The following is a 24,976-nucleotide window of genomic DNA, read 5'->3' on the forward strand; positions in this document are numbered from 1 at the left end:
CGTCCGGGTGGACCCCAGGTCGCGCAACGCCTCGGCCACCTCGCCGGTCCGTTCCTCCGGCGGACGAGGCCACCGCCCCCGACCGGCCGGAGCGATCATGCTCGGGTGGCACTCCCCGCCGCCCTGATCCCTCCAGTGTCCGATCTCAGGGTCGACCCTGGTCGCGGTCAAGGGCCGCCACCGCGTCGCCCTCTCCTTCCGTGCGGGCCCGGCACCGTTCCGTGCGGGCCCGGCACGCCCGCAAGAACCGGTCACCGAGGAATTTCAGAGGCGTGAAAGGGCAGAATCCGGTCCGCCCGCACGAGGCGGCGGGCGACGGGACGGACATCCGGAGGTATCCCGGACGGACGAGGGGAGCGGGCGAGCGTGCACACCCCTGACGATCTGGAGGAGTCCAGGGCGGGCGGGCTCGGCAACGGGGTCCTGCTGTTGTGGCTCGTGGGACTTCCCGTGGTCATCATGGTGCTCACCCTGCTGAGCCCCGCGGAGGCGAGGCTGGCGCTTCTGCTCATCTTCCTTCCCCCCTACATCTCCGGCAGGGGGACGGTGCGGCAGACCGCCGCCACGGCCGTGTGGGCCGGCCTGCTCGTCGTGATCTCGGTGATCGCCGATCCGCTCAGCAATCCCGTCACCGGCGCGACGGTGTGCCTGCTCTCCCTGGCCCTCGGCGCCTGGAGCGTCGTGTCGTGCCGGCGGCGGATCGCCGGGGAGGAGCGGATCCTGCGGCTGCGTTCGGCGGCCGCCACCCTGCAACGGCAGATCCTGCGCCCGCTGCCGCTGCGCACGGACCAGCTCGTGGTCGACGGGATGTACGAGCCGGCGGAGGAGGACAGCATGGTCGGCGGCGACGTCTACGAGGTCATCGCCTCGCCGTACGGCAGCCGGGTGCTCATCGCCGACGTCCAGGGCAAGGGCCTGCGCGCCATCGGGATGGCCCTCACGGTGCTGGGCGCCTTCCGGGAGGCCGCCTACTGGCAGCCGGACCTCCTCGACGTCGTGGACGCCCTGGAGAGCGCCGTCGTCCGCCAGAACGCCTTCGCCAAGGAGATCGGCGAGCGGGAGCGCTTCGTCACCGCCCTCGTCCTGGGCTTCGACGACGGGCCCCGGGCCTGTGCCGTCAACTGCGGTCACGTACCGCCGTACATCCTGGACCAGCGGACCGGAACGGTGCTCCGGCACGAGGCGGGCGTCCCCCTGGGGCTCGGCGCCCTCGTCCCGGAATCGCGTACCGTCGAATGGTTCGACTTTCCCGCCGGGGCCACCCTCCTGCTGTGCACGGACGGCATCACCGAGGCCCGTGACTCCTCCGGAGCGTTCTATCCGCTGGCGGACCGCCTGGGAGCCTGTCACGGCACCTCGCCCAGCGAGGTGGTCTCCTTCCTGCGCACCGAACTGCGGCGGTACACCAGGGAAAGGTTCCGCGACGACATCGCCGTGCTGACCCTCCGCCGCGCCCACGCGGCCGTCCCGGCCTGACCCACGCACGCGAAAGGCCACCGGCCGGAGCCCCCGGAGAGAGCCGGCCGGTGGCCTTCCGCGACGGGCGGACGCCCCCGGCGCGTCCCAGGCGGCCGGCCCACAGCCCGCCGCCCAGGCCAACGCCTCACGAGATCAGATGTCGTAGTAGAGCTCGAACTCGTGCGGGTGCGGGCGGAGCCGGATCGGGTCCAGCTCGTTCTCGCGCTTGTAGGAGATCCAGGTCTGGACCAGGTCCTCGGTGAAGACGCCGCCCTCGAGCAGGTACTCGTGGTCGGTCTCCAGCCGGTTGAGGACGGCCTCCAGCGAGCCGGGCACCTGCGGGATGGCGCGGGCCTCCTCCGGCGGCAGCTCGTAGAGGTCCTTGTCGACCGGCTCCGGCGGCTCGATCTTGTTCTTGATGCCGTCGATGCCGGCCATCAGCATCGCCGAGAACGCCAGGTACGGGTTGCAGGACGGGTCCGGCACCCGGAACTCGATGCGCTTGGCCTTGGGGTTGGAGCCGGTGATCGGCACCCGGATGCACGCCGACCGGTTGCGCTGCGAGTACACCAGGTTGACCGGGGCCTCGTAGCCGGGCACCAGCCGGTGGTAGGAGTTGACGGTCGGGTTGGTGAACGCCAGCAGCGACGGGGCGTGCTTGAGCAGGCCGCCGATGTACCAGCGCGCGGTGTCCGACAGCCCGGCGTAGCCGACCTCGTCGTAGAACAGCGGCGAGCCGTCCTTCCACAGCGACTGGTGGCAGTGCATGCCCGAGCCGTTGTCACCGAAGATCGGCTTGGGCATGAAGGTCACCGTCTTGCCGGCCGCCCGCGCCACGCTCTTGACCACGTACTTGTAGAGCATCAGCTGGTCGGCGGTGGTGAGCATCTCGCCGAAGCGGAAGTCGATCTCGGCCTGGCCGGCGGTGCCGACCTCGTGGTGCTGCATCTCCACCTTGATGCCGACCTCGAGCAGCCTGGCCACCATCTCCGAGCGCAGGTCGGTGTAGTGGTCCATCGGCGGGACCGGGAAGTAGCCGCCCTTGTAGGGGGGCTTGGCGCCGAGGTTGCCGCCGGCCTCCTCGCGGCCGGTGTTCCAGGCTCCCTCGATCGAGTCGAGGTAGTAGTAGCCGGCGTTCGGCTTGGTCTCGAACCGGACGTCGTCGAAGATGTAGAACTCGGCCTCCGGGCCGAAGTACACCGTGTCGGCGATGCCGGTGCTCTTGAGGTAGTCCTGGGCCTTCTTGGCCACGTTACGCGGGTCGCGGCTGTAGGGCTCGCCGGTCAGCGGGTCGTGCACAAAGAACGTGATGTTCAGCGTCTTGTGCTGGCGGAACGGGTCGACGACCGCGGTGGTCGGGTCCGGCAGCAGCAGCATGTCGGACTCGTGGATCTCCTGGAAGCCGCGGATGGAGGACCCGTCGAACATCAGGCCCTCGGTGAAGACGCTCTCGCCGAAGTTCTCCACGGGGAACGTGAAGTGCTGCACGGTGCCGGGAAGATCCACGAACCTGCAGTCGACGAACTGAATGCCTTCGGCCTCTATGTAGCTCAGAACCTCACCGGCGCTGCTGAACATCCAACCTCCCTGGGGCGCTTTGGTGCTTCTCGAAAAGCTAGGAGCAGGCCGTTTCCCGGCCGTGTCCCAAATGTTTCGCGTGTGTTACGCATCATGTCGGGCTGTGACATGGCGGAGACCACCCCTGCCGATCTACCCGCAGACCCCGCTCCGACACCGGCATCGGCCCCCGTCCCGGCCGCGGCTCGCCGAGGCGCGCCCCGGGCCCGGGGCGGGGAGCCCGCCCGGCGTCGGGGACCGGCCGGATCAGCGGATACCGTGGGGGTCATGAGCAGTGGCAGGCAGACGGCGGGCGGGCCGCGTTGGACGCAGACCTGGCTGGGCGGAGCGCGCTCGGCCGGTGCGGATCTGGGATATCCGGGGCAGCGGCTGGGCCTTCCCGAACACGGATCCCAGGCCGTCGCCGGCTACGGCCGCCGGCTGGTCGCCCTGTTCGTGGACTGGGGCCTGTGCATGCTCATCTCCGCGTTCCTGGCCCGCGCGTTCGAGCTGTCCCCGCCGGGCCGCAGCCTGCTGACGCTGGGGCTGTTCGGGCTGCAGGCCGTGGTGCTGACCGCCACGATCGGGATGACGCTCGGCAAGCGGCTGTGCGGCATCCGCGTCGTCCGCCTGGACGGCCGCCCGGTCGGGCCGGTGTGGGCGCTGGTGCGCACCCTGCTGATCCTGACCGTTGTCCCGGCGCTGCTGTGGGACCGTGATCACCGGGGCCTGCACGACCGGGCCGCCAACACCGCCGTGATCAACCTCTGAGACCGGCGGCGCCCCCGCCGCCCTGGAACACCGACGCAAACACCGACGCCACCGCGTGAGCGCGGTGGCGTCGACGTCTTCGGGGAGACCGGGCGGCTAGCGGGTCTTGGGGCGGGGCCCCTTGGGCATCCGCACGTTGCGCGGGATCGGGCCCTTGGGCATCTGTATTTTCTGCGGCAGCGCCCGGAGCCGGTCGTTGAGCTCCATGACCTGCGCCTTGTTGAGGTTGCGGGGCAGCTTCATCAGGTGCCGCTGCAGCTTGCCGACCGGCACCTGCCCCTCCTCCTCACCGACCTGCACGTCGTAGATCGGCACCTGCTGGGCGGCCCGGGAGATGCGCTTCTTCTCCGCGCCGAGCAGCTGGCCCACCCGGCTGGAGGGGCCCTCCGAGACCAGGATCACCCCGGGCCGGCCGACCACCCGGTGCACCATGTCCATGTTGCGGTTGCCGTTCACCGCCTCGGTGACCGTCCAGTTGCCGCGCATCGACTTCAGGATCGCCGCGGCCGCTCCCGGCTGCCCGGCGATCATCTTGTACTGGGCGCGCTGGGCCAGCTGGCCGAACAGGATCATGCCCACCAGCACCGCCACCAGCACGCCCAGCGGGGCGAAGAACCACAGGCCGCCGAAGACCAGTCCGATGACCACGAACAGCACCAGAGTGCCGAGCGCGGCGCCGACGACGATCGGGAGGGCCTTCGGGTCCGCCTGCCGCAGGATCTGGGCGATCATGCGGATCTGCTTGAGGCGACCGGGGCTCTTCCCGGCATCCGTGGCGTTGTTCGACATGCCCCTCAGGATAGTCGTGTTCCCGGTGGCGTACGTTGACCGGCGTTTACCGACGGGCGTCCACGGCCTGCCGGTAGAGCCGGCCGGCCCGGTAGCTGGAGCGCACCAGCGGCCCGGACATCACCCCGGCGAAGCCGATCTCCTCGGCCTCGGCGGACAGCTCGACGAACTCCTCGGGCTTGACCCACCGCTCGACCGGGTGGTGGCGCGGGGACGGCCGCAGGTACTGGGTGATGGTGACCAGCTCACAGCCTGCCGCGTGCAGGTCGCGCAGCGCCTGGGAGACCTCCTCGCGGGTCTCGCCCATGCCCAGGATCAGGTTGGACTTGGTGACCAGCCCCGCCTGGCGGGCCCGGGTCAGCACCTCCAGGGACCGCTCGTAGCGGAACGCGGGACGGATGCGCTTGAAGATGCGCGGCACCGTCTCCACGTTGTGCGCGAGCACCTCCGGGCGCGCCCCGAACACCTCGGCCAGCAGCGAGGGCACCCCGTTGAAGTCGGGGATCAGCAGCTCCACACCGCAGCCGGGCACCGCCTGGTGAATCTGCCGCACCGTCTCGGCGTACAGCCAGGCGCCCTGGTCGGGCAGGTCGTCGCGGGCCACCCCGGTCACCGTGGCGTACCGCAGCCCCATCGAGGCCACCGACTCGGCCACCCGGCGCGGCTCGTCGGGGTCGTAGGCGGCGGGCTTGCCGGTGTCGATCTGGCAGAAGTCGCAGCGCCGCGTGCACTGGTCGCCGCCGATCAGGAAGGTGGCCTCCCGGTCCTCCCAGCACTCGTAGATGTTGGGGCAGCCGGCCTCCTGGCACACCGTGTGCAGGCCCTCGTCCTTGACCAGCCTGGTGAGCTCGCGGTACTGCGGGCCCATCTTCAGCCGCGTCTTGATCCACGGCGGCTTGCGCTCGATCGGCGTCTGGCTGTTACGGACTTCTATGCGAAGGAGCTTGCGCCCCTCAGGGGTCACCGCAGTCACCCCTCTAATGTACGTGCTGGGCGGCACCCTCCGACCGGCCCGAACCCGGGAGCCAAGATGATCCTGAGCACGATGAACGACCTGCCGGGCCACCAGGTGACCGAGGTGCTCGGCGACGTGTTCGGCCTGACCGTCGTCGTGCGGGCGCCCGCCTCGCAGATCGAGGCGGGGCTGCGCACCTTCTTCGGCGGCGGCGAGGCCCGCGGGCTGGCCGGCCAGTTGCACGAGGGCCGGCTGGAGGCGCGCAGGCGACTGAGGGAGGCGGCCGGGGAGCTGGGCGCGGACGCGGTGCTGGCGATGCGGTTCGAGACCAGCGAGCTGCGCGAGGGCGGCCTGGAGATCTGCGCGTACGGCACCGCCGTCCGGGCTCGCCGGATTGAGGAACCGTAACGATTCGGGCGCCAGGACCGGGGATCGCGCACCGATTCCGGTGTTCCGGACCGGCGTGGCCGTCGATCTCTCTAGGGTGACTCCCTGTTGTCGTTACCGAGTCGTAGGTGAAGGAGCCATGTCGTGGGCCTGGCGATGTCGTACCTCAGGCTGCCCCCGTCGCTTGAGGGCGAGCAGGATCCGGGCCGGATCGCCCATCTGGTGTTCGGCCGGGCGGACTGGCGCCGGCGCCATCCGGCGGACCGGATGCTGGACGTGGGTGGCGCCTGGCAGGCGCTGCACTATCTGATCACCGGCGATCCGTGGGACGGCCGCCAGCCCGGGGCCGACGTGGTGTGCGGCGGCCGGCTGCTCACCGAGGATGGCGCGGACGGGCTGGGCATGGACGTGATCCACCTGGTCCCCGAGCGGGTCCGGCCCGCCGCCGACCTGCTGACCGGCACCTCGTTCGACACGCTGGCCGGGCGGTTCGACCCGGCCGCGATGGCCGCCGCCGAGGTGCAGGACGCCGCCGGGATGGACGAGACGACGCGGGACCGGGTGCTCCGCCCTGCCTACGAGCGGCTCACCCGGCTGTTCGCGGCGGCGGCGGCCGACGGCCAGGCCGTCTACAAGGTGATGGTCCCCCAGGACTCCTGACCCGGCCCCGGCCGTCACGCCGGGGCCGGACTTCGCCCCGGCGTCGCGCCGGGCGCGGATCTCCGCCCGCAGGGCCTTGGAGCCGCCCCGGAAGGCGGGTTCAGCCGGTGAGCTGGGCGAGCGTGCGGTGGAAGGTCTCCCGGACGCCCAGCACCTCGGCCAGGTGCCGTTCCACCAGGGGCAGGATCTCCTGGACGGGGACCCGGCGGCCCAGTTCCTCGCTGAGCGAGGTGGATCCCACGTCCCGGATGCCGCACGGCACGATGCGGTCGAACCAGGACATGTCGCAGTCGCAGTTGAGCATGAAGCCGTGCATGGTCACGCCGCGCGAGACCCGCACGCCGATCGAACCGATCTTGCGGTCCGGCCGGCCCGGCACCCACAGCCCCCGGCGGCCCTCCACGGTGACGGTCTCCAGCCCCAGCTCGGCGCAGACCTTCATCATCATGGTCTCCAGCCGCCGCACGTAGGAGATCACGTCCACCGGGTCGGGCAGCCGGACGATCGGGTAGCCGGTCAGCTGGCCGGGACCGTGCCAGGTGATGTTGCCGCCGCGGTCCACGTCGATCACCGGGGCACCCGGGTCGGTGAGCGGCCGGTCCAGCGGAGTGGTCCGCTTGCCCGCGGTGTACACCGGCTGGTGCTCCAGCAGCAGCGCCGTGTCGGGGATCTCCCCGGCGATTCGCCGCTCCTGGGTGCGCCGCTGGAGTTCCCAGGCGGTCTCGTACGGGATGGCGTGCTCCCCGAACCCCACGTGGACGATGACCAGGTCGCCGGTACGTGTCGCCGCCGCCTGGGTCCCGCCCGCCTCAAGTACGTCTGTCACGGTGACCAGCCTACGTCCGCGGGAACGGGCGTGACCGGGGTTGCCGCCGATCTCACGTCACGACAGCATGCGCGGCTCGATCACCGTCTCCTTGGCGGCGCCGGAGCCGTCGGGCTCGACGCTGTAGGCGCGGCCCTCGGGGCGGTAGGAGACCGCCTGTACCAGCTCGGTGCCCACATAGTGCAGGCCGACCCCCTCGTCGGCGGCGTATCCGGCCGGCAGCGTGCCCTCGCCCACCAGCCGCTGCAGCAGCGGCCGCCGCTGCGGGTCACTGTCGTAGTGGACGCCGCACGAGTACGGCAGGAAGCCCAGGCCGTCGGTCAGCGGACGCAACAGCGGCCCGAAGGAGTCGGTGTTGCCGCCCACGTGCCAGCACAGGGCGCCGGCGCTCTGCCCGGCCAGGACCACGCCCTCCTGCCAGGCCTCGCGCAGAATGTCGTCCAGGCCGTGCAGGCGCCACAGGGCCAGCAGGTTGGCGACGCTGCCGCCGAACACGTACAGCAGGTCCTGACTGAGCAGGTGGGACCGCATGTCGGCGATGTTGGGCATCGGGAACAGCACCAGATGGCTGGTCTCCACATCGAGCCCCGACAGCGCCGCGTACCCGCGTGCCACGTGCTCGGCGCCGTCGCCCAGCGCGGTGGGCAGGAAGCACACCCGCGGCCGGTCCTGGCCGGTCAGGTCGAGCGCGTACCGCAGCAGCGGGCTGGGAGCCAGCCCGTACCGGTCGTCGGGGACGAACGTGCCCCCGCCGATCGCCAGAATGTGCGGCTGCCCGTCAGTGCCCATCTCGCCACCCCCTCAGTGGATCTGTCATATCGCAGGTCACCGTAGGACCACAGGTCCAGTCAGGGGGTCACTTTGGCCAATCTTGAACTCACCGGCGCGCCAGTTCCGCCTGCAGCGCCCCCGCCAGCTCCGGGTGGGCGAAGACGAACCCGGCCTCGGTCAGCCGGCGCGGCACGACCCGCTGGCTGACGAACAGCGCCTCGTCGGCGAAGCCGCCCATCGCGAGCCTCAGCGGAAGCTTCGGCGCCACCCAGGGGGCGGGGCGTCCCACCGCCCTGGCCAGCGCCTTGGTGTACTCGGCGTTGGTGACGGGCTGGGGCGCGGTCAGGTTCACCGGGCCGGACAGATCCCCGTCGATGAGGAACCGCAGCGCAGCCACCTGGTCAGCCAGCGAGATCCAGCTCATCCACTGCCGTCCGCCGCCCAACCGGCCGCCCAGCCCCAGCTTGAACAGCGGCAGCAGCCTGCCCAGCACCCCGCCCCGCCGCGACAGCACCACCCCGGTGCGCGGCAGCACCAGCCGGATCCCGGCGTCGGCGGCGGGCCGGGCCGCCGCCTCCCAGTCGGCCACGAGCCGGGCGAGGAAACCCTCGCCCTGCGGGGCGTCCTCGCCGGCCTCCCGGTCGCCGGTGTCGCCGTAGTAGCCGACCGCCGACCCGCATACCAGCACGGCGGGCCTGTCGTTGAGCCCGGCCAGCGCGGTGGCGATCGTCCGCGTCCCCGCCACCCGGCTGTCGCGGATCCGCCGCTTGTACTCCTCGTTCCACCGCCTGTCGCCGATCCCGGCCCCGGCCAGGTGAACGACCGCGCCGACGCCCTCCAGCGCCGCGGTGTCGACGTCCCCGCCAGGGTTCCATCGCACCTCGCCGGGCTCCTGCGGCTCGCGCCGGACGAGCCGCAGGACCTGATGCCCGTCGGTTTCGAGACTGTGCGCCAGCGCGCTTCCGATGAGCCCGGAAGCCCCGGTGATCGCGATCTTCATGAATCCGTTCCAGGAGACGTCGACTCGGGTACTCGGGCCGGTCGCCGGCGGGAGGGGGCAGCCGAACGGTTTCGGCAGTGGAGCGTCCTCGCCGTGACGGCCGTAGGGCGGTGTACCCGTACCCGGCATGGCAGAACCCCGCCGCCCCCGGTGGGGGAGCGGCGGGGTCCGACACGGAGGGCGACGGGTCAGAGGCCGAGCTCGGACTCGAAGTTGCCCTCCTCCAGACGCTGCTTGATGGTGCCGAGGAAGCGGGCGGCGTCGGCGCCGTCGATCAGCCGGTGGTCGTAGGTCAGGGCCAGGTAGACCATCGACCGGACCGCGATGACCTCGCCGAGGTCGGGGTCGTCGATGACGGCCGGGCGCTTGACGACCGAGCCGGTGCCCAGCATGGCGACCTGCGGCTGGTTGAGGATCGGGGTGTCGAACAGCGCGCCCCGGCTGCCGGTGTTGGTCAGCGTGAACGTGCCGCCGGACACCTCGTCCGGGCTCAGCTTGTTGATGCGGGTGCGCTCGGCCAGATCGGCGATCCGCTGCGCCAGCCCGGCCAGGTTGAGCTGGCCGGCGTTGTGGATGACCGGGACCATCAGGCCGCGCTCGGGCACGTCCACCGCGATGCCGAGGTTCTCCACGTCGTAGTAGGTGACCTCGTTGGTCTCGCTGTTGATGACCGCGTTCAGCTTGGGGTGGACCTTAAGGGCCTCGACCGCCGCCTGCGCGAAGAACGGCATGAACGACAGCTTGACACCCTCGCGCGCGGCGAAGTCGGCCTTGGCCCGCTCCCGCAGCCGCGCGATCTTGGTGACGTCCACCTCGACCACGGTGGTGAGCTGGGCGGAGACCTGCAGCGACTCGACCATCCGGCGGGCGATGGTCTGCCGGGTCCGGGTCATCTTCTCGGTCTTGCCGCGCAGCTGCAGCGCCTCGGAGGAGGGTGCCGCATGGGCCGGAGCGGGCCGGCTCGGGGCCTGCGGTGCGGCCGCGGCCGGAGCCGGAGCCGGGGCGGCGGCCTGCTTGGCGGCGGCCTCCTTGGCCTTGGCGGCCTCGAGCACGTCCTGCTTGCGGATGCGGCCGCCGACGCCGGTGCCCTTGACCTCCGACAGGTCCACACCGTGCTCGGAGGCCAGCTTGCGCACCAGCGGCGTCACGTAGGGGCCCTCACCGGACGGCGCGGGCGCCTCGGGCGCGGCCTGCGGCTGGGGCGCGGCCTGCGGCTGGGGCTGCGGGGCCGGAGCCTGCTGCGGGGCGGGCTGCGCAGGCGCCTGGGGCGCGGGCTGCGCGGCTTGCGCGGGCGGCGGCCAGGAGGCGGGCGGGGCGGACTGCGCGGGGGCCTCCTGCCGGGGCTCCTGCGCGGGCTCCGGCTCCTGGGCGGGCTCGGCGGCGGGCGCGGCCGGCTCGGCCTCGGCGGCCGGGGCCTCGTCCTCGGAGGAGATGACCGCCAGCTCGGCGCCGACCTCCACGGTCTCGTCCTCGGCGACGGTGATGCTGGTCAGAACGCCCGACGCAGGCGAAGGGATCTCGGTGTCGACCTTGTCGGTCGACACTTCGAGAAGCGGCTCGTCCGTCGCGACGTGCTCACCCTCCTTCTTCAACCAGCGGGTGACGGTGCCCTCGGTGACGCTCTCGCCGAGCTGGGGCATGGTGACGGAGACCGGCATGGCTCTCAGCGACTCCTTCGAATATGTGCGGGCGGATCAGCCGTGCACGTGCAGTGGCTTGCCGGCGAGCGCCAGGTGTGCCTCGCCGACCGCTTCGGACTGGGTCGGATGGGGGTGGATCAGCTGCGCGACCTCGGACGGGAGGGCCTCCCAGTTGTAGATGAGCTGGCCTTCGGTGATGAGCTCGCCGACCCGGGCGCCCACCATGTGCACGCCCAGCACCCGTCCGTTCTTCTCGGCGATCACCTTGACCTCGCCCTGGGTGCCCAGGATCTTGCTCTTGGGGTTACCGGCAAGATCATAGGTGACCTGCGAAATCTCGTATCCCCGCTGGGTCGCCTGGGCGGAGGTGAGGCCGACCGAGGCCACCTCCGGGTCGCAGTAGGCGATGCGGGGCACGCCGTCGTAGTCGATGGGGGCGGGCGACAGCCCGCCGAGCCGCTCGGCGACACCGATGCCCTCGGCGAACCCCACGTGCGCCAGCTGCGGCGTTGCGATCAGGTCGCCGACGGCGCTGATGGTGGGCACACAGGTGCGGCAGTACTCGTCCACCTTGACGAAGCCGCGCTCCAGCTCGACGCCGGCGTCCTCGAAGCCGAGCCCCTCGGAGACCGGCGCGCGGCCGACCGCGACCAGCAGCAGCTCGGCGTCCAGCGTCCTGCCGCCCTCCAGGGTCACCGACACGCCGTCCCCGGTGGTCTGGACGCCCTCGAAGCGGGCACCCAGCTCGAACTTGATACCGCGCTTGCGGAAGGCCCGCTCCAGCCGCTTGGAGCTGGACTCCTCCTCCAGCGGCAGCAGGTGCGGCAGCGCCTCGACGATGGTCACCTCGGCACCGAACGAGCGCCAGACGCTGGCGAACTCCACGCCGATCACGCCGCCGCCCAGCACGATCACCGAGCCGGGCACTCGGTCCAGCACCAGCGCGTGGTCGCTGGAGATGACCCGCTCGCCGTCGATGTCCAGGCCGGGCAGCGAACGGGGCGCCGAGCCGGTGGCCAGCACGATGTGCCGGCCCTCGTAGACCTCGTCGCCGACCTGCACACGGGTGGGCCCGGCCAGCCGGCCCTCGCCCGCCACCACGGTGATGCCCTTGGACTTGATCAGGCCGGTCAGGCCCTTGACGGTGGTGGAGACCACCTTGTCCTTGTAGGCGTGCACGCCCGGCACGTCGACGCCCTCGAAGGTCGCCCGGACGCCGAACGCGGCGGCCTCACGGGCCTGGTCGGCGACCTCGGCGGCGTGCAGCAGCGCCTTGGTCGGGATGCAGCCCCGGTTGAGGCAGGTGCCGCCGAGGGTGTCCCGCTCGATCAGCGCCACCGTCATGCCGAGCTCCGCAGCCCGCAGGGCACACGCGTATCCGCCGCTGCCACCACCCAGGACGACGATGTCGAAGGGGTCGCCGTTGGCCAACTGAACGCTCCTTTGCGCGTGGTCGTACCTGCTCACGTCCCGGCAGGGGACCGTAGGGAAATCTTTTCACTTTTTTCGCGGCGACACTGCGGGATACGCCGCGATAAGGCTCACAGCGTCCCGGCGGCCACGTCCTCGGCGATCTGCACCAGCGTGCGGGTCGCGGCGCCGGTGCCGCCCTTGGGGGTGTCGCCGTAGGGCTCGCCCTTGTTGAAGGCGGGGCCGGCGATGTCCAGGTGCGCCCACCGGACGCCCTCGGGGACGAATTCCGCCAGGAACACGCCCGCCACGAGCATCCCGCCCCAGCGCTCGCTGCTGATGTTGGCGATGTCGGCCACCGCCGAGTCCAGCCCCTTGCGCAGCTCCGGCGGCAGCGGCATGGGCCAGGACGCCTCCCCGACGCGCCCGGCCGCGGCGACCACCCTCTCACGGACCTCGTCGTCGTTGGCCATCACCCCGAACGTCCGGGTGCCCAGCGCCACCAGCTGCGCCCCGGTCAGCGTGGCGACGTCCACCAGCAGGTCGGGGGAGTCCTCGCCGGAGCGCGCCAGCGCGTCGGCCATGACCAGGCGGCCCTCGGCGTCGGTGTTGAGCACCTCCACCGTCTTGCCGCCGTAGATGGTCAGCACGTCGGAGGGACGCTGCGCGGTACCGCTGGGCATGTTCTCGGCCAGCGGCAGGTAGCCGATCGCGTTGACCTTCGTCTTCAGCAGGGCGATGGCGCGCAGCGCGCCCAGCACGGCGCCCGCCCCGCCCATGTCGGACTTCATCCAGTCCATGGCGTCGGCCGGCTTGAGAGACAGGCCGCCGGTATCGAAGGTGATGCCCTTGCCGACGAACACCACCGTCCGCTCGGCCTCGGGGTGGGTGTAGGACAGCCGGACCAGGCGCGGCGGGCGGACCGAGCCCTGCCCAACGCCCACGATGCCGCCGTAGCCGCCCTCGGCCAGCTCCTTCTCGTCCAGGACCTGCACGCCCAGCCCCACCTCGCCGGCCACCTTCGCGGCGATCTGCGCGAGGTCCTCGGGGCCGAGGTCGGACGGCGGGGTGTTCACCAGGTCGCGCACCAGCGTGATCGAGGACGCCAGCGTCCGGGCCCGCTCCAGCGCCTCGACGGCGCCACCGGTCTCCTCACCGGTCAGCACGGTGAGCTCGGCGACCGGCTCCTTGCGCTCGCCGGTGCGGTACCGCCCGAAGGAGTAGTTGCCCAGCAGCGCGCCCAGCGCCACCGCGGCCACCTCCTCGGCCGAGCCCGCAGGCAGCGCCAGGGCCACCCTGGCCGACCCGGCCAGCGAGCGCACCGCCGCGCCGGCCGCGCGCCGCAGCGCGTCCGGGCCGGCGTCGGCGCCGAGCCCGGCGGCCACCACGACGGGGGCGGTCAGGGCGCCCAGGGTGGGCAGCTTGGTGATCTCACCGGCCTTGCCGGTCGCGCCCAGCGCGCTGAGCGCGGCGGCCAGCCGGCCGTCGAGGGCACGGTCGACATCCTGCGCGCCGCCGGCCGTCCGGAGCCCCGGGCCTGCGGCGTCCGGGGCGGCGGGCTCGTCGGGAACGATCCCGATCACGATCGCGTCGACTTCCAGAGCCGACGGGGCTGTGCTGGCAAGACTGATGGTCGTCACGTAATCCGATGCTAGTCCTCCGGCTGACCTGTTTCGTTCTTTTGGATCAAGCCTTCGGCCGCCCGGAGCGCTCAGCGCACGGCGAGGACGACGAGGGCGGCCGTGGTGGCGGTTTCGGCGAGTGCGCCCAGAACGTCCCCGGTAACTCCGCCCAGGCGCCGGACGGCGTGCCCCAGCAGGAGCAGCGCGGCGCCGAGTCCGGCCGCCACGGCCAGGCCGCTCAGCGCGATCCCCGGCACGCCGCCCAGGAGGGCGCCGCAGGCCATGGCGATCACCAGGACGACCACGGTGACGGCGACCGCGTCGGGGGTCCGCACCGTCCCGGCCACCGTCGCGCCCAGGCCGCCGGGCCGCGCGGCGGGCACCCCGTCGCGGCAGGCCCAGGGGAAGGCGAGCCGGCCGGCCACCGCGGCGAGGATCACCGCGTACGCCCCGTGCGGGCTCTCGGCCAGCGCGGCGGCCTGCACCAGCAGCACCAGCAGCAGCGTGACCACGCCGAACGGCCCGATGTCGGAGCGCTTCATGATCTCCAGCGCCCCGGCCGCGGGACGGCCGCTGCCCAGCCCGTCGGCCAGGTCGGCCAGCCCGTCCAGATGCAGGGCGCGGGTGAGCAGGGCCATCGCCGCCAGCGCCAGGGCCGCCCGCAGCAGCCCGCCCAGGCCGAGCAGGTCCCCGGCCGCCATGACCAGCGCCCCGGCGCCCCCCACCAGCAGCCCCACCGCCGGGGCCAGCAGCATGGCCCGCCCCGCGGTCCGCGGGTCGATCCGCCCGGCCCGTACCGGCACCACGGTCAGCAGGCTGATCGCCAACCGGGGTCCGTCGGTCACCGGAACGTCTCCAGGACCCGGCCGGCGACCACCAGCGCCGTCTCCTCCGACTCGGCCGCCAGCCGCCGGTTGAGATCGCCGAGGACGTCCCGGAACAGCCGGCCCGCCCGCGTGGCCGGCACCGGCGACAGCCCGACCTCGTCGCTGACCGCGACGACGCAGGCGCCTGTCGAACGCCACGCCGCCACCAGTTCGTCCACGTGCGGCCGTACTGCGGCGGGGTCCTCCCACGCGCCGGTGGCGTCCATGACGGCGGTGAGCCAGGAGCCGATGCTGTCCACCAGCACGGCCCCGGTGCCCGTCCGCAGCACGGCCGGCACGTCGGTGGTCTCGGCCGTCCGCCACCACCGGGGGCGGCGGACCCGGTGCGCCTCGATCCGGGCCGCCCACTCGGCGTCGCCGGGCACGTACGCGGCGGTCGCCACGTAGGTCACGTGCGGGTGGGACAGCAGCCGCAGCTCGGCCTCGGCGGACTTGCCCGACCGCGAGCCGCCCAGCAGCAGGGTGCGGTGGGTGCCCGTACGCGGCCGCGCCCACCAGCCCAGCCGGCGCCGCAGCTCGCCGGGGGAGGCCAGACGGTGGTCGTTGTGGACGGCCAGCACCTCGGTCCCGGACGTGACCGCGCCGCCGTGCCGGAGCCGTCCCAGATGCTCGGGATGCCCGGCCAGGTCGAGCAGGACGGCGTCGTAGGTCACGCCGTCCGCCGGTTGCGGGCGGGCGCCGGGCCCGTCGGCGACCAGGACGCGGCCGCCGCCCGGCACCCGCACGTCGTGGCCGCCGGGCACCTGCGAGCGCGGCAGCCGTTCCAGCGGCACCCCGTTCACCAGGGCCCGCGTCGGCTCGAACGCGATCCCGTCCGCCCGCAGCCCGTTGCAGGACGCGCAGCGGCAGCCGGGCTCGGGCCAGCCGCGAGGGCCGGCCGTACCGGGGAGTTCGATCTTCGTCCGAGCACTCATACTCAGGGCACCCTACGGACCGGAGTCATACTCAGGGCACTCTACGGACCGGAGTCATACCCAGGGCACTCTACGGACCGAAGTCATATCCGGGGCACTCCACGGCGCCGGAGGCGTCGGAGGCGGTGCGCTCCACCGCCTCCGGCGCCCGGTGAACCGATCTCAGCGGCTAGTCTCGCCTCCGACAAGGGAGGTAGGACTTCCATGCCGTGGAGCTGGCGTTTGCAGAGGGGCGACGGCGGGGCCGCCACCGTGCCCGGCCTGCCCGAGGAGACGTTCACCACCCAGGCCGACGCCGAGTCGTGGCTGGGCCTGAACTGGCGTGAGCTGCGGGAGGCCGGGGTGGAGCAGGTGACCCTCCTCGAAGACGACGTCGTCGTCTACCCCATGAGCCTGCTCGATCCCGGGTGACGTCTCCCGGGCTGATGACCGGCCTCACAGGACCCCAGGAGTGCCCCCGTCGCGCGGCGGGCACCCCTGGGAGGGCGCGTCTCAGGGGCGCTTGCTCGGGCTACCGGTCTCGGCCGGGTCGCGCACGACCACCGGGCCCAGCACGTCGTCGATGCGCTTAAGCACCTCGGCGTCCAGCTTCACCCCGGCGGCCTTGACGTTGTCGCGGACCTGCTCGGGCCGGGAGGCGCCGACGATGGCCGCCGACACGTTGGGGTTCTGCAGCACCCACGCCACCGCCAGCTGCGCCATCGTCAGGCCCAGCTCGTCGGCGATCGGCCGCAGGTTCTGCACCCGGGTGAGGATGTCGTCGGTCAGCATGCTCTTGATGAAGCCCGCCCCGCCGGCCTGGTCGGTCGCGCGCGAGCCGGGCGGCGGCGGCTGCCCCGGCTGGTACTTGCCGGTCAGCACGCCCTGGGCGATCGGCGACCAGACGATCTGGCCGATGCCCTCCCGCTCGCACAGGGGCACGACCTCCTCCTCGATGACCCGCCACAGCATCGAGTACTGCGGCTGGCTGGAGATGATCCGGTCGAAGCCCATCTCGTCAGCGATCTTCAGGGCGCGCTCGATCTCCTCGGCCCGCCACTCCGAGACGCCCACGTACAGCACCTTGCCCTGCCGCACCAGGTCGTCGAACGCCCGCAGGGTCTCCTCCAGCGGGGTCTCATGGTCGAACCGGTGCGCCTGGTAGAGGTCCACGTAGTCGGTCTGCAGCCGGCGCAGCGAGCCCTCGATCGACTCCATGATGTGCTTGCGCGACAGCCCGCGGTCGTTCTTGCCGGGGCCGGTGGGCCAGTACACCTTGGTGAAGATCTCCAGGCCCTCGCGCCGCTGGCCCTTGAGGGCGCGGCCCATGACCTCCTCGGCCCTGGTGCCGGCGTAGACGTCGGCGGTGTCGAACGTGGTCACTCCCTCGTCGAGGGCCGCGTGCACACAGGCCACCGCGGCGTCCTCCTCGACCTGGGAGCCATGGGTCAGCCAGTTGCCGTAAGCGATCTCGCTGATGATGAGACCGCTACGGCCGAGGTGTCGGAATTCCATGGAATCGACCCTAGCTCGGCGCAGGTCAGCCGTTGGTGCGCGCCTCCACGCGTTCGCCGATCTTCACCTGGGGGGCGGGCACCCGGAAACGGCGGATCTGCATGGCGCGCACGGCCGCGTACAGGCCGACGCCCTTGAGGTCCTCGCCGGGGAAGCGCGCGGCGGCGAGCTTCTTGACTCGTGAGCTGATCCACAGCCCCTCGACCAGCACCCAGGCCAGCAGCAGCGGCGGGGCGAACAGCATCAGCAGCGCCGTGACGGGGGTGCGGATGAAGCTGAGCAGCACGATGACGAACATCGAGTACATCAGGTAGGAGCCCACGGTGCGCCGGCCGTCGACGTAGTCGCGGGCGAACCGGCGGACCGGGCCCTTGTCCCGCTTGAGCAGGTAGCGCTCGTCGCCCTGCTTCATGCCCTCGCGGACTTTGTCGCGGTTGTTCGCCTGCCGCTCGCGCATCTGCCGGTAGGCCTCTTTGCGATCCCGCGGCGCGGTGATGTACTGCTGGCGCCGCTTCTGGGCCTCGCTGCGTTTGGGCGTGGGACGGCCCTTGCCCCCCGGCTTGACCACCTGGGGGGCTTCCTCGGGGGCGGTCTCGGTACGACGTCGGAACACGGCTTCAGGGTACCCTCCGCCGCCCGCTGGGCCGTCCGGTGGAACTTCGGGACGGACGGGTACGTCCTACCAGAACCGAGCCAGGGCCGGGGGGTGGCGACATCGTGGAGCCGCCGTGTGTTAACGCGTAGGGTGATAACAACCCCAGCAGTGGTCATTGAGTACATCACGAAGGGACCGGCGCCGCGCGATGAGCGTGATGAAGCGAATGTCGATGATCTTCAAGTCCAAGGCGAACAGGGCGCTGGACCGCATGGAGGATCCTCGCGAGACCCTGGACTACTCCTACCAGCGCCAGCTCGAGATGCTGCAGAAGGTCCGCCGCGGAGTGGCCGACGTCGCGACCTCGCGCAAGCGCCTGGAGCTGCAGATCCAGCAGCTGGAGCAGCAGCAGAACAAGCTGACCGACCAGGGCAAGAAGGCGCTGCAGGTGGGCCGGGAGGACCTGGCCCGGGAGGCGCTGACCCGCCGGGCCGGCCTGGACTCCCAGCTGAGCGACCTGCGCGTGCAGTACCAGAACCTGCAGGGCGAGGAGGAGAAGCTGACGCTGGCCTCCCAGCGGCTGCAGGCCAAGGTGGACGCCTTCCGCACCCGCAAGGAGACCATCAAGGCCACCTACACCGCCGCCGAGGCGCAGACGAAGATCAACGAGGCGTTCTCCGGCATCTCCGAGGAGATGGGCGACGTCGGCCTGGCCATCCAGCGGGCCGAGGAGAAGACCGAGACCATGAAGGCCCGCGCCGGGGCCATTGACGAGCTGCTGGCCTCGGGCGCGCTGGAGGACTTCTCCGGCCCCCGCGACGACATCCAGGCCGAGCTGGACCGAATGGGCGCCGGCACCGGTGTGGAGCTGGAGCTGGAGCGGATGAAGGCCGAGCTCGGCCAGGGCCCGGCCCCCAAGCAGCTGGACCCGGGCGCCCCGCAGGGCCAGCCCCAGCAGGCCCCGCAGCAGCAGGCCGCCCCGCAGCCGCCGGCCCAGGGCCAGTGGCCGCAGCAGCCCGGGGGTGCCCAGTGATCGTCCGGATCATGGGCGAAGGCCAGCTGGACGTGGGCTCCGCCGAGCTGGCCGCGCTCAACGAGCTGGACGGGCGGGTGGAGGCCGCCATCGAGGCCGGTGACGAGACCGCCTTCCGGGCCGCCCTGCACGACCTGCTGGAGAACGTGCGCAACGTCGGCAAGCCGCTGCCGGCCGACAGCCTGGAGCCCTCGGAGCTGATCCTGCCGCCGGCCGACTCGGCCATGGAGGAGGTCCGCAAGATGCTGGGGGACGAGGGGCTCATCCCGGACTGATGGGGGGACCGATCCACGGGCGGCGCTGGGCGCACGCCCGCTACTGTGACGCGGCCGAGGCGGAGATCGCGGCCTTCGCCGCGGCGGTCCGCGAGGCCGATCCGGCCGCGCCGGTCCCGACCTGCCCGGGCTGGTCGGTGGCCGACCTGGTGCTGCACCTGGGCCGCACCCACCGCTGGGCGCACGCGCTGGTCGACCGGCTGTCCCCGGGTAACCTGCGGCATCGCGACATCGACATGGACTTTCCCGCCGACCGCCGCGATCCGGCCGGCTACCTGCCGTGGTTCGACGCCGGGGCCGCGGCGCTGCTGGGGGCGCTGCGCCGGGCCGACCCGCAGGCGGTGATGTGGTCCTGGGGCGCCGACCGGCGTGTGCGGTACTGGTCGCGCAGGATGCTGCACGAGACCGCCGTGCACCGCTGTGACGCCGAGTTCGCGGCCGGCCGCGACCCGGTCCTCGACGAGGAGGTCGCCGAGGACGCCGTCGACGAACTGCTGGACAACCTTCCCTACGCGGCCTCCTGGGCGCCCCATGTCGAGAGGCTGCGCGGCGCCGGCGAGACGATCGCGCTGGTCTCGTCGGGGACCGGCACCCGGTGGCTGATCCGGTTGGAGCCCGGCGGATTCTCCTGGAGCCGTACGGCCGAGGAGGAGACCAAGGCCACCGCCTCAGTACGGGGGACGGCCTCCGATGTGGACCTGTTCCTGTGGGGGCGGCGCAAGCTGGGGGATCCGCGTCTGGAGTTCGCCGGCGAGGATGCCTTGCTGATCCACTGGGTGGAGAACTCCGCGATCTGACCAGCGATCCACCCCGCGACCTGACACGCGCCCGCCCGGCCGCTGGCCAGGGGCGGATGCGCGGGGCCGCCGTGACCACGCGGTGGGCGTGGTCACGGCGGAACGAGCACCTTAGGGAAGAGCCAGCATCTGGTCCAGGGCCACCTTGGCGTAGTGCGCGGTCTCCTCGTCCACCTGGATCCGGTTGACGACCTCGCCCCGGGCCAGGGACTCCAGCGACCACACCAGGTGCGGCAGGTCGATGCGGTTCATCGTCGAGCAGAAGCACACGGTCTTGTCCAGGAACATGATGTTCTTGTCAGGGTGCGCGTTCGCCAGCCGCCGCACCAGGTTCAGCTCGGTGCCGACCGCCCAGGACGAGCCGGCGGGCGCCGCGTCCAGGGTCTTGATGATGTACTCGGTGGATCCGATGTAGTCGGCCTCCAGCACCACCTCGTGCCTGCACTCGGGGTGCACCAGGATGTTCACCCCGGGCACGCGCGCCCGCATGTCGTCCACCGACGCCTTGCTGAACCGCCCGTGCACCGAGCAGTGTCCGCGCCACAGCAGCATCCGGGCGTCCCGGAACTGCTCGCGGGTCAGCCCGCCGTCGGGCCGGTGCGGGTTGTAGACGACGCAGTCGTCCAGCGAGAAGCCCATCTCCAGCACGGCGGTGTTGCGACCCAGATGCTGGTCGGGCAGGAACAGCACTTTCTTGCCTCCACCGCCCGAACCTGCCTCCCCCTTCGCGTACGCCCAGTCCAGGGCGCGCCGCGCGTTGGAGGAGGTGCACACCACGCCGCCGTGCCGCCCCACGAACGCCTTGATGTCGGCCGAGGAGTTCATGTACGTGACGGGGACCACGTCGTCGGCGATCCCCATGTCCTCCAGGACCTCCCAGCACTCCTCGACCTGGTCGAAGGTGGCCATGTCGGCCATCGAGCAGCCGGCCGCCAGGTCCGGCAGCACCACCTGCTGGTGCCCGGCGGTGAGGATGTCGGCGGACTCGGCCATGAAGTGCACGCCACAGAAGACGACGTAGGGGGCCTGGGGACGGGCCGCCGCCTCACGGGCCAGCTTGAAGGAGTCGCCGGTCACGTCCGCGAACTGGATGACCTCGTCGCGCTGGTAGTGGTGGCCCAGCACGAAGACCTGGTCGCCCAGCGCGGCCTTGGCGGCCCTGGCACGCTCCACCAGTTCGGGGTCCGAGGCCGGAGGCAGCTCTCCGGGGCAGGCGACACCGCGTTCACTGGCCGGATCGGACTCGCTGCCCAGCAACAGCAGCGGAAGGCTCCGGGCACCGATCTCCGGGGTGGTGGTCACAGGATCCTCCTTGGGCGACGGCGACTTATCGTCGCTCTGACACTAATGGTGGCACATCCGTGGGGGTGCGCGTCGCGCCGGGTCCGCCCGCGGGCGGACGACGCGGACGGCGAGGTCAGGGGGAGCCGTCGCGGTCCGGCCGGGTAGGCGGAATGCCCGTGCGGCGGGGTACGTTGGTGTTTCGAGGAGGCGCTGCGACGTCTTCGGGGCCTGGCGCCCCAGCCAGATGTCACACAATCGGACGCGCCGGACGGCCGGCGAAGCTAGACCGGGAGCTGAACACATGACGGTAGAGAGCACGCAGGGGACCAGCGAGCAGGTCACGGGCGTCATCCTCACCGACGCGGCGGCGAGCAAGGCCAAGGCCCTGCTGGAGCAGGAGGGCCGCGACGATCTGGCACTGCGCGTCGCCGTGCAGCCGGGCGGCTGCTCCGGGCTGATCTACCAGCTCTTCTTCGACGAGCGCGAGATGGACGGCGACCAGGTCCAGGACTTCGAGGGCCTGGCGGTGCGCGTCGACCGGATGAGCGCCCCCTACCTGACCGGGGCCACCATCGACTTCGTGGACACCATCGAGAAGCAGGGCTTCACGATCGACAACCCGAACGCCACGGGCTCGTGCGCCTGCGGCGACTCCTTCAACTAGACGGCCGGGCGCCCGCGGGCGCCGGTGACGATCATGCGGCCCGGGCGCCAGGCGCCCGGGCCGTCGTGTGTCCGGAGCCGGCCGCGCGGCGGTGCGCCGGCTGTCACCACCGGATGACTTGACCGCGCCCGGTCTGTACGGCAGCGTGTCGCCTTTCGGGGGCTTCCCGGGCACGGCGGCCGGAGGTCTCCGCTCTCGGAGCAGGCCCGGGGGACGTTAGCCTTGGCAGGCCCCAAGGCGGCACCCGTGAGGCTTCGCGGGGTTGACACAGCCGGACAAACAGCCGGACGACACCGACGAGGAGAGCGACGCCGTGCGCATCGCCGTGACCGGATCCATCGCGACCGACCATCTGATGACCTTCCCCGGCAAGTTCGCCGACCAGCTCATCCCCGACCAGCTGCACCGGGTGTCGCTGTCGTTCCTGGTGGACGAGCTGGAGATCCGCCGGGGCGGCATCGCCGCCAACATCTGCTACGGGATGGGCTCGCTGGGCCACCGGCCGATCCTGGTCGGCTCCGTGGGCGACGACTTCGCCGACTACCGCTCCTGGCTGGAGCGGCACGGCGTGGACACCGACTCGGTGCACGTGTCCGAGCTGCGGCACACCGCCCGCTTCCTGTGCACCACCGACGAGGAGCACAACCAGATCGCGTCCTTCTACGCCGGCGCCATGAGCGAGGCGCGCGACATCGAGCTGGGGCCGGTCGCCGACCGGGTCGGCGGGCTGGACCTGGTGATGATCAGCCCCAACGACCCCGAGGCGATGGTCCGGCACACCGAGGAGTGCCGCGAGCGCGGCCTGGCCTTCGCCGCCGACATCTCCCAGCAGCTGGCCCGGATGGACGGCGCGCAGATCCGCGGGCTGATCGAGGGCGCCGCGTACCTGTTCACCAACGAGTACGAGAAGGCCCTGGTCGAGCAGAAGACCGGCTGGAGCGACACGGAGATCCTGGACCGTGTTCAGACCCGGGTGACCACGCTCGGCCCCAAGGGCGTGGTGATCACCCGCAAGGGCCAGCCGGAGACCCACGTGCCGGCCGCGCCCGTGGACAGGGCCGTCGAGCCCACCGGGGTCGGTGACGCCTTCCGCGCCGGCTTCCTGTCGACCGTCGCCTGGGGCCTGTCCCTGGAGCGCGCCGCCCAGGTCGGCAACCTCGTCGCCGCCCACGCGCTGGAGAGCCCCGGCCCTCAGGAGTACCGCCTGGAGCGGGAGGTCTTCCTGACCCGCCTCACCGACGCCTACGGCCAGAGCGCCGCCGACGAGATCGCCCCCCACCTGCCCTGACCCGCCGCCCCGAGGACGGACCTCGCCGGGGCGCGGGGCCGGGCGATCTCCGCTCCGCGGCCGCCCGGCCCCGTCGACCTCGGGCCGGGCGATCACCGTCGCGCCACCTGACTGCGGGTGCCGGGCCACCGGCCGGGCGCCCGCGGGTCACGGTCCAGGTCTTCGCCAGGTCACCGTCACGGGCCGGCGCCCGCGGGCCACCGTCTCGGCGGAGCCTTCAGTAGCAGCGGCGGATGTGGAAGGCCCAGCCGCGAGAGAGGGTCTCCTCGCGGACGAACTCCTGGGACTTCATCCGGCACCAGGCCGGCACGTCGGTGCGGGCGGCCACGTCGTCGGCCAGCACCGCGACCACCTCGCCGACCGGCACCTCTCGGATCCGCTCGGCCAGCCAGATGATCGGGATGGGGCACTTGCGGCCGATCGCGTCGATCACCAGCACCGGCGGGGGACCGACCGGCTCGGCCGGCCCGGCGGGCTCCACAGGGGCCGGCTGCACGGGCGCGCCCGCCGCCCGCCGTCCGCGACCGGTCGTCCTGCCTGATCCGCGGGTACCGCGGCCTCGGAACATCATGAGGGGACTACGCCTCCTGTCGCGCGGTGGTCATGCCGGCACTGCGGCGTAGGCGGCTCACGGCGTCCGGAAGCACGGCGAGGAACCGGTCGACGTCGGGGGATTTCACGCCACGAGGCAGCGATACCCGTACGTTCCCATGGGTAATCACTCTCATCGCCTCCAGCACATGGCTAGGACGCAGCGTATCCGCCGTACATGAACTACCGGACGATACCGCGAACCCCAGCCGGTCCAGTTCGGTGAGAAGAGCCTCACCTTCGACGTAGAGGCACGAGAAGGTGACGATGTGCGGCAGGCGCCGCACCGGGTCGCCGACCACCTCCACGTCGGGCACCAGCCGGGGGACCTCCCGGCGGATCCGGTCCACCAGGGCCGACAGCCGGGGGCCCTCGGCGGCCATCTCCGCGTGGCGGGCCTCCAGGGCAGCCGCGGCCGCCACCGCGCCCGGCACGTTCTCGAACCCGGGGACCCGCCGCCCCTCCCGCTCGTCGTCGGGCAGCGGCGACCGCCACCGGGTGTTCTTGCGGATCACCAGCACCCCCACCCCGGCGGGCCCGCCCCACTTGTGCGCGCTGGCGGCCAGCATCGACCAGTCGCCGGGCAGGTCCACCCGCCCGGCGGACTGGGCGGCGTCGGTGAACAGCGGGACCCGGGCGGCCCGGCACGCCTCGGCCACCTCCTGCACCGGCTGCACCGTGCCCACCTCGTGGTTGGCGGTCTGCAGGCAGGCCAGCACGGTGTCCGGGCGCAGGGCGGCGGCGAACTCCGCCGGATCGACCCGGCCGTACCGATCCACCCCCACCCTGGTGACCTCGCCGCCGTCCCGCTCGTGCAGTTCGGCGGCGTGCAGCACGCTGGAGTGCTCCACCTGGCCGACCACCAGATGGCGTCCGGTCCGGCGGCGGGCGCGCAGCCCGCCGAGCACCGCCAGGTGCACCGCCTGGGTGCCGGAGGAGGTGAAGAAGACCTCGTCGAGCCGGACGCCGAGCACCGCGGCGACCCGGGAGCGTGCCCGGTCCAGCAGCATCCGGGCGCCGCGCGCGGCCCCGTACAGCCGCGCCGGATCGGCCCAGCCGGTCTCCAGCGCGTCCAGCAGCGCCGCCCGCGCCGCCGGGTGTAGCGGTTCGGTGGAGGCCGCGTCGAAGTAGGCGCCGGGAGCGCTGGGGCGCGGCCCGCTCATCGCCCACCGGTCCGGGCGGGCGGGGACGAGGGTAGGGATGACACGTTCCGACACTAACCCGGCACCCGATCAGGGGGGTGCCCCACCCGCGCGCTAATGTGTCCTGCACACGTGTGAACTACCGATCTGACCGCCCGGTGACTCC

General features: G+C 72.2%; 26 protein-coding genes. 10 read left to right on the forward strand and 16 right to left on the reverse strand.

Translation table 11 applies throughout. From position 1 onward, the window contains the following. Positions 1-366: 366 nt before the first annotated feature. Entirely contained in the window at positions 367-1,476 is a 1,110-nt protein-coding gene (locus C4U03_RS00230) for a PP2C family protein-serine/threonine phosphatase (RefSeq protein ID WP_200826945.1), read from the forward strand. A gap of 135 nt (positions 1,477-1,611) precedes the next feature. Here C4U03_RS00230 and glnA read toward each other — a convergent pair whose 3' ends face one another. Continuing rightward, on the reverse strand, positions 1,612-3,036 hold the full coding sequence (gene glnA / locus C4U03_RS00235) for a type I glutamate--ammonia ligase (protein WP_103935542.1): 1,425 nt from the start codon (positions 3,034-3,036) through the stop codon (positions 1,612-1,614). 267 nt (positions 3,037-3,303) lie between these two features. On the opposite strand from glnA, the gene C4U03_RS00240 reads away from it, so the two are divergent. After that, the gene (locus tag C4U03_RS00240; RefSeq protein ID WP_103935543.1) at positions 3,304-3,786 is read left to right on the forward strand and encodes an RDD family protein; all 483 of its coding nucleotides are present in this window, start codon (positions 3,304-3,306) and stop codon (positions 3,784-3,786) included. A gap of 96 nt (positions 3,787-3,882) precedes the next feature. Here C4U03_RS00240 and C4U03_RS00245 read toward each other — a convergent pair whose 3' ends face one another. Both C4U03_RS00245 and lipA read right to left on the reverse strand, forming a co-directional pair. Beyond that, a complete protein-coding gene (locus C4U03_RS00245; RefSeq protein WP_103935544.1) occupies positions 3,883-4,575 on the reverse strand; it encodes a DUF4191 domain-containing protein in 693 nt (230 codons plus the stop codon). A 46-nt stretch (positions 4,576-4,621) separates the two neighbouring features. Further along, positions 4,622-5,548 carry a lipoyl synthase gene (gene lipA, locus C4U03_RS00250; protein ID WP_103935545.1) on the reverse strand — a complete coding sequence of 309 codons (927 nt, stop codon included), beginning with the start codon at positions 5,546-5,548 and terminating at the stop codon, positions 4,622-4,624. A gap of 57 nt (positions 5,549-5,605) precedes the next feature. Between lipA and C4U03_RS00255 the strand changes: the two genes are divergently transcribed. Next, complete coding sequence (locus C4U03_RS00255; protein ID WP_103935546.1) at positions 5,606-5,938, forward strand: YbjQ family protein; 333 nt, start codon at positions 5,606-5,608, stop codon at positions 5,936-5,938. A gap of 123 nt (positions 5,939-6,061) precedes the next feature. Further along, positions 6,062-6,577, forward strand: a complete 516-nt coding sequence (locus C4U03_RS00260) for a YfbM family protein (RefSeq protein ID WP_103935547.1) — start codon at positions 6,062-6,064, stop codon at positions 6,575-6,577. A 100-nt stretch (positions 6,578-6,677) separates the two neighbouring features. On the opposite strand, the gene lipB is transcribed toward C4U03_RS00260, so the two are convergent. The 8 genes from lipB to C4U03_RS00300 all read right to left on the reverse strand — a co-directional run bounded on the left by lipB (position 6,678) and on the right by C4U03_RS00300 (position 15,647). Continuing rightward, a complete protein-coding gene (gene lipB, locus C4U03_RS00265) occupies positions 6,678-7,346 on the reverse strand; it encodes a lipoyl(octanoyl) transferase LipB (RefSeq protein WP_103936238.1) in 669 nt (222 codons plus the stop codon). A gap of 114 nt (positions 7,347-7,460) precedes the next feature. After that, positions 7,461-8,192 carry a Type 1 glutamine amidotransferase-like domain-containing protein gene (locus tag C4U03_RS00270; RefSeq protein WP_103935548.1) on the reverse strand — a complete coding sequence of 244 codons (732 nt, stop codon included), beginning with the start codon at positions 8,190-8,192 and terminating at the stop codon, positions 7,461-7,463. An 88-nt stretch (positions 8,193-8,280) separates the two neighbouring features. After that, complete coding sequence (locus C4U03_RS00275; protein ID WP_103935549.1) at positions 8,281-9,174, reverse strand: TIGR01777 family oxidoreductase; 894 nt, start codon at positions 9,172-9,174, stop codon at positions 8,281-8,283. A gap of 188 nt (positions 9,175-9,362) precedes the next feature. Beyond that, positions 9,363-10,832 carry a 2-oxoglutarate dehydrogenase, E2 component, dihydrolipoamide succinyltransferase gene (gene sucB, locus C4U03_RS00280; protein ID WP_103935550.1) on the reverse strand — a complete coding sequence of 490 codons (1,470 nt, stop codon included), beginning with the start codon at positions 10,830-10,832 and terminating at the stop codon, positions 9,363-9,365. Between the two features lie 36 nt (positions 10,833-10,868). Beyond that, a complete protein-coding gene (lpdA, locus tag C4U03_RS00285) occupies positions 10,869-12,245 on the reverse strand; it encodes a dihydrolipoyl dehydrogenase (protein WP_103935551.1) in 1,377 nt (458 codons plus the stop codon). Between the two features lie 110 nt (positions 12,246-12,355). Continuing rightward, positions 12,356-13,864 (reverse strand): leucyl aminopeptidase, encoded by a 1,509-nt coding sequence (locus C4U03_RS00290; protein ID WP_103935552.1) that lies wholly within the window; start codon positions 13,862-13,864, stop codon positions 12,356-12,358. Positions 13,865-13,935: 71 nt separating this feature from the next. Beyond that, the gene (locus C4U03_RS00295; RefSeq protein WP_103935553.1) at positions 13,936-14,691 is read right to left on the reverse strand and encodes an adenosylcobinamide-GDP ribazoletransferase; all 756 of its coding nucleotides are present in this window, start codon (positions 14,689-14,691) and stop codon (positions 13,936-13,938) included. Continuing rightward, a complete protein-coding gene (locus C4U03_RS00300) occupies positions 14,688-15,647 on the reverse strand; it encodes a bifunctional adenosylcobinamide kinase/adenosylcobinamide-phosphate guanylyltransferase (protein ID WP_103935554.1) in 960 nt (319 codons plus the stop codon). The genes C4U03_RS00295 and C4U03_RS00300 overlap by 4 nt, the downstream gene beginning before the upstream one ends. 222 nt (positions 15,648-15,869) lie before the next feature. On the opposite strand from C4U03_RS00300, the gene C4U03_RS00305 reads away from it, so the two are divergent. After that, entirely contained in the window at positions 15,870-16,058 is a 189-nt protein-coding gene (locus C4U03_RS00305; RefSeq protein ID WP_407701398.1) for a hypothetical protein, read from the forward strand. A gap of 81 nt (positions 16,059-16,139) precedes the next feature. On the opposite strand, the gene C4U03_RS00310 is transcribed toward C4U03_RS00305, so the two are convergent. Together C4U03_RS00310 and C4U03_RS00315 are read right to left on the reverse strand one after the other, a co-directional pair. Next, entirely contained in the window at positions 16,140-17,141 is a 1,002-nt protein-coding gene (locus tag C4U03_RS00310) for an aldo/keto reductase family protein (RefSeq protein ID WP_103935556.1), read from the reverse strand. A gap of 25 nt (positions 17,142-17,166) precedes the next feature. Further along, on the reverse strand, positions 17,167-17,754 hold the full coding sequence (locus C4U03_RS00315; RefSeq protein WP_235017520.1) for a DUF3043 domain-containing protein: 588 nt from the start codon (positions 17,752-17,754) through the stop codon (positions 17,167-17,169). A gap of 190 nt (positions 17,755-17,944) precedes the next feature. Here C4U03_RS00315 and C4U03_RS00320 point away from each other — a divergent pair, with 190 nt between their 5' ends. Genes C4U03_RS00320 through C4U03_RS00330 form a run of 3 tightly spaced genes read left to right on the forward strand, consistent with a single transcriptional unit; the run spans position 17,945 to position 19,841 of the window. Then, the gene (locus tag C4U03_RS00320; protein ID WP_103935558.1) at positions 17,945-18,769 is read left to right on the forward strand and encodes a PspA/IM30 family protein; all 825 of its coding nucleotides are present in this window, start codon (positions 17,945-17,947) and stop codon (positions 18,767-18,769) included. Next, positions 18,766-19,044 (forward strand): PspA-associated protein PspAA, encoded by a 279-nt coding sequence (gene pspAA, locus C4U03_RS00325; protein ID WP_103935559.1) that lies wholly within the window; start codon positions 18,766-18,768, stop codon positions 19,042-19,044. The genes C4U03_RS00320 and pspAA overlap by 4 nt, the downstream gene beginning before the upstream one ends. Then, positions 19,044-19,841 (forward strand): maleylpyruvate isomerase family mycothiol-dependent enzyme, encoded by a 798-nt coding sequence (locus C4U03_RS00330; protein WP_103935560.1) that lies wholly within the window; start codon positions 19,044-19,046, stop codon positions 19,839-19,841. Before pspAA ends, C4U03_RS00330 begins: the two co-directional genes overlap by 1 nt. 111 nt (positions 19,842-19,952) lie before the next feature. Here the strand turns inward: C4U03_RS00330 and nadA are convergent, their stop codons facing one another. After that, a complete protein-coding gene (gene nadA, locus C4U03_RS00335) occupies positions 19,953-21,143 on the reverse strand; it encodes a quinolinate synthase NadA (RefSeq protein ID WP_103935561.1) in 1,191 nt (396 codons plus the stop codon). Between the two features lie 283 nt (positions 21,144-21,426). Here nadA and C4U03_RS00340 point away from each other — a divergent pair, with 283 nt between their 5' ends. Then, positions 21,427-21,789 (forward strand): HesB/IscA family protein, encoded by a 363-nt coding sequence (locus C4U03_RS00340; RefSeq protein WP_103935562.1) that lies wholly within the window; start codon positions 21,427-21,429, stop codon positions 21,787-21,789. Between the two features lie 313 nt (positions 21,790-22,102). Then, positions 22,103-23,077 (forward strand): carbohydrate kinase family protein, encoded by a 975-nt coding sequence (locus C4U03_RS00345; RefSeq protein ID WP_103936239.1) that lies wholly within the window; start codon positions 22,103-22,105, stop codon positions 23,075-23,077. Positions 23,078-23,294: 217 nt separating this feature from the next. On the opposite strand, the gene C4U03_RS00350 is transcribed toward C4U03_RS00345, so the two are convergent. Continuing rightward, positions 23,295-23,516, reverse strand: a complete 222-nt coding sequence (locus C4U03_RS00350) for a sulfurtransferase TusA family protein (protein WP_407701404.1) — start codon at positions 23,514-23,516, stop codon at positions 23,295-23,297. Positions 23,517-23,655: 139 nt separating this feature from the next. Continuing rightward, entirely contained in the window at positions 23,656-24,831 is a 1,176-nt protein-coding gene (locus C4U03_RS00355; protein ID WP_103935564.1) for a cysteine desulfurase family protein, read from the reverse strand. Positions 24,832-24,976: the final 145 nt, after the last annotated feature.

Source organism: Thermomonospora echinospora, assembly GCF_900108175.1.
GTDB classification, from domain to species: domain Bacteria; phylum Actinomycetota; class Actinomycetes; order Streptosporangiales; family Streptosporangiaceae; genus Thermomonospora; species Thermomonospora echinospora.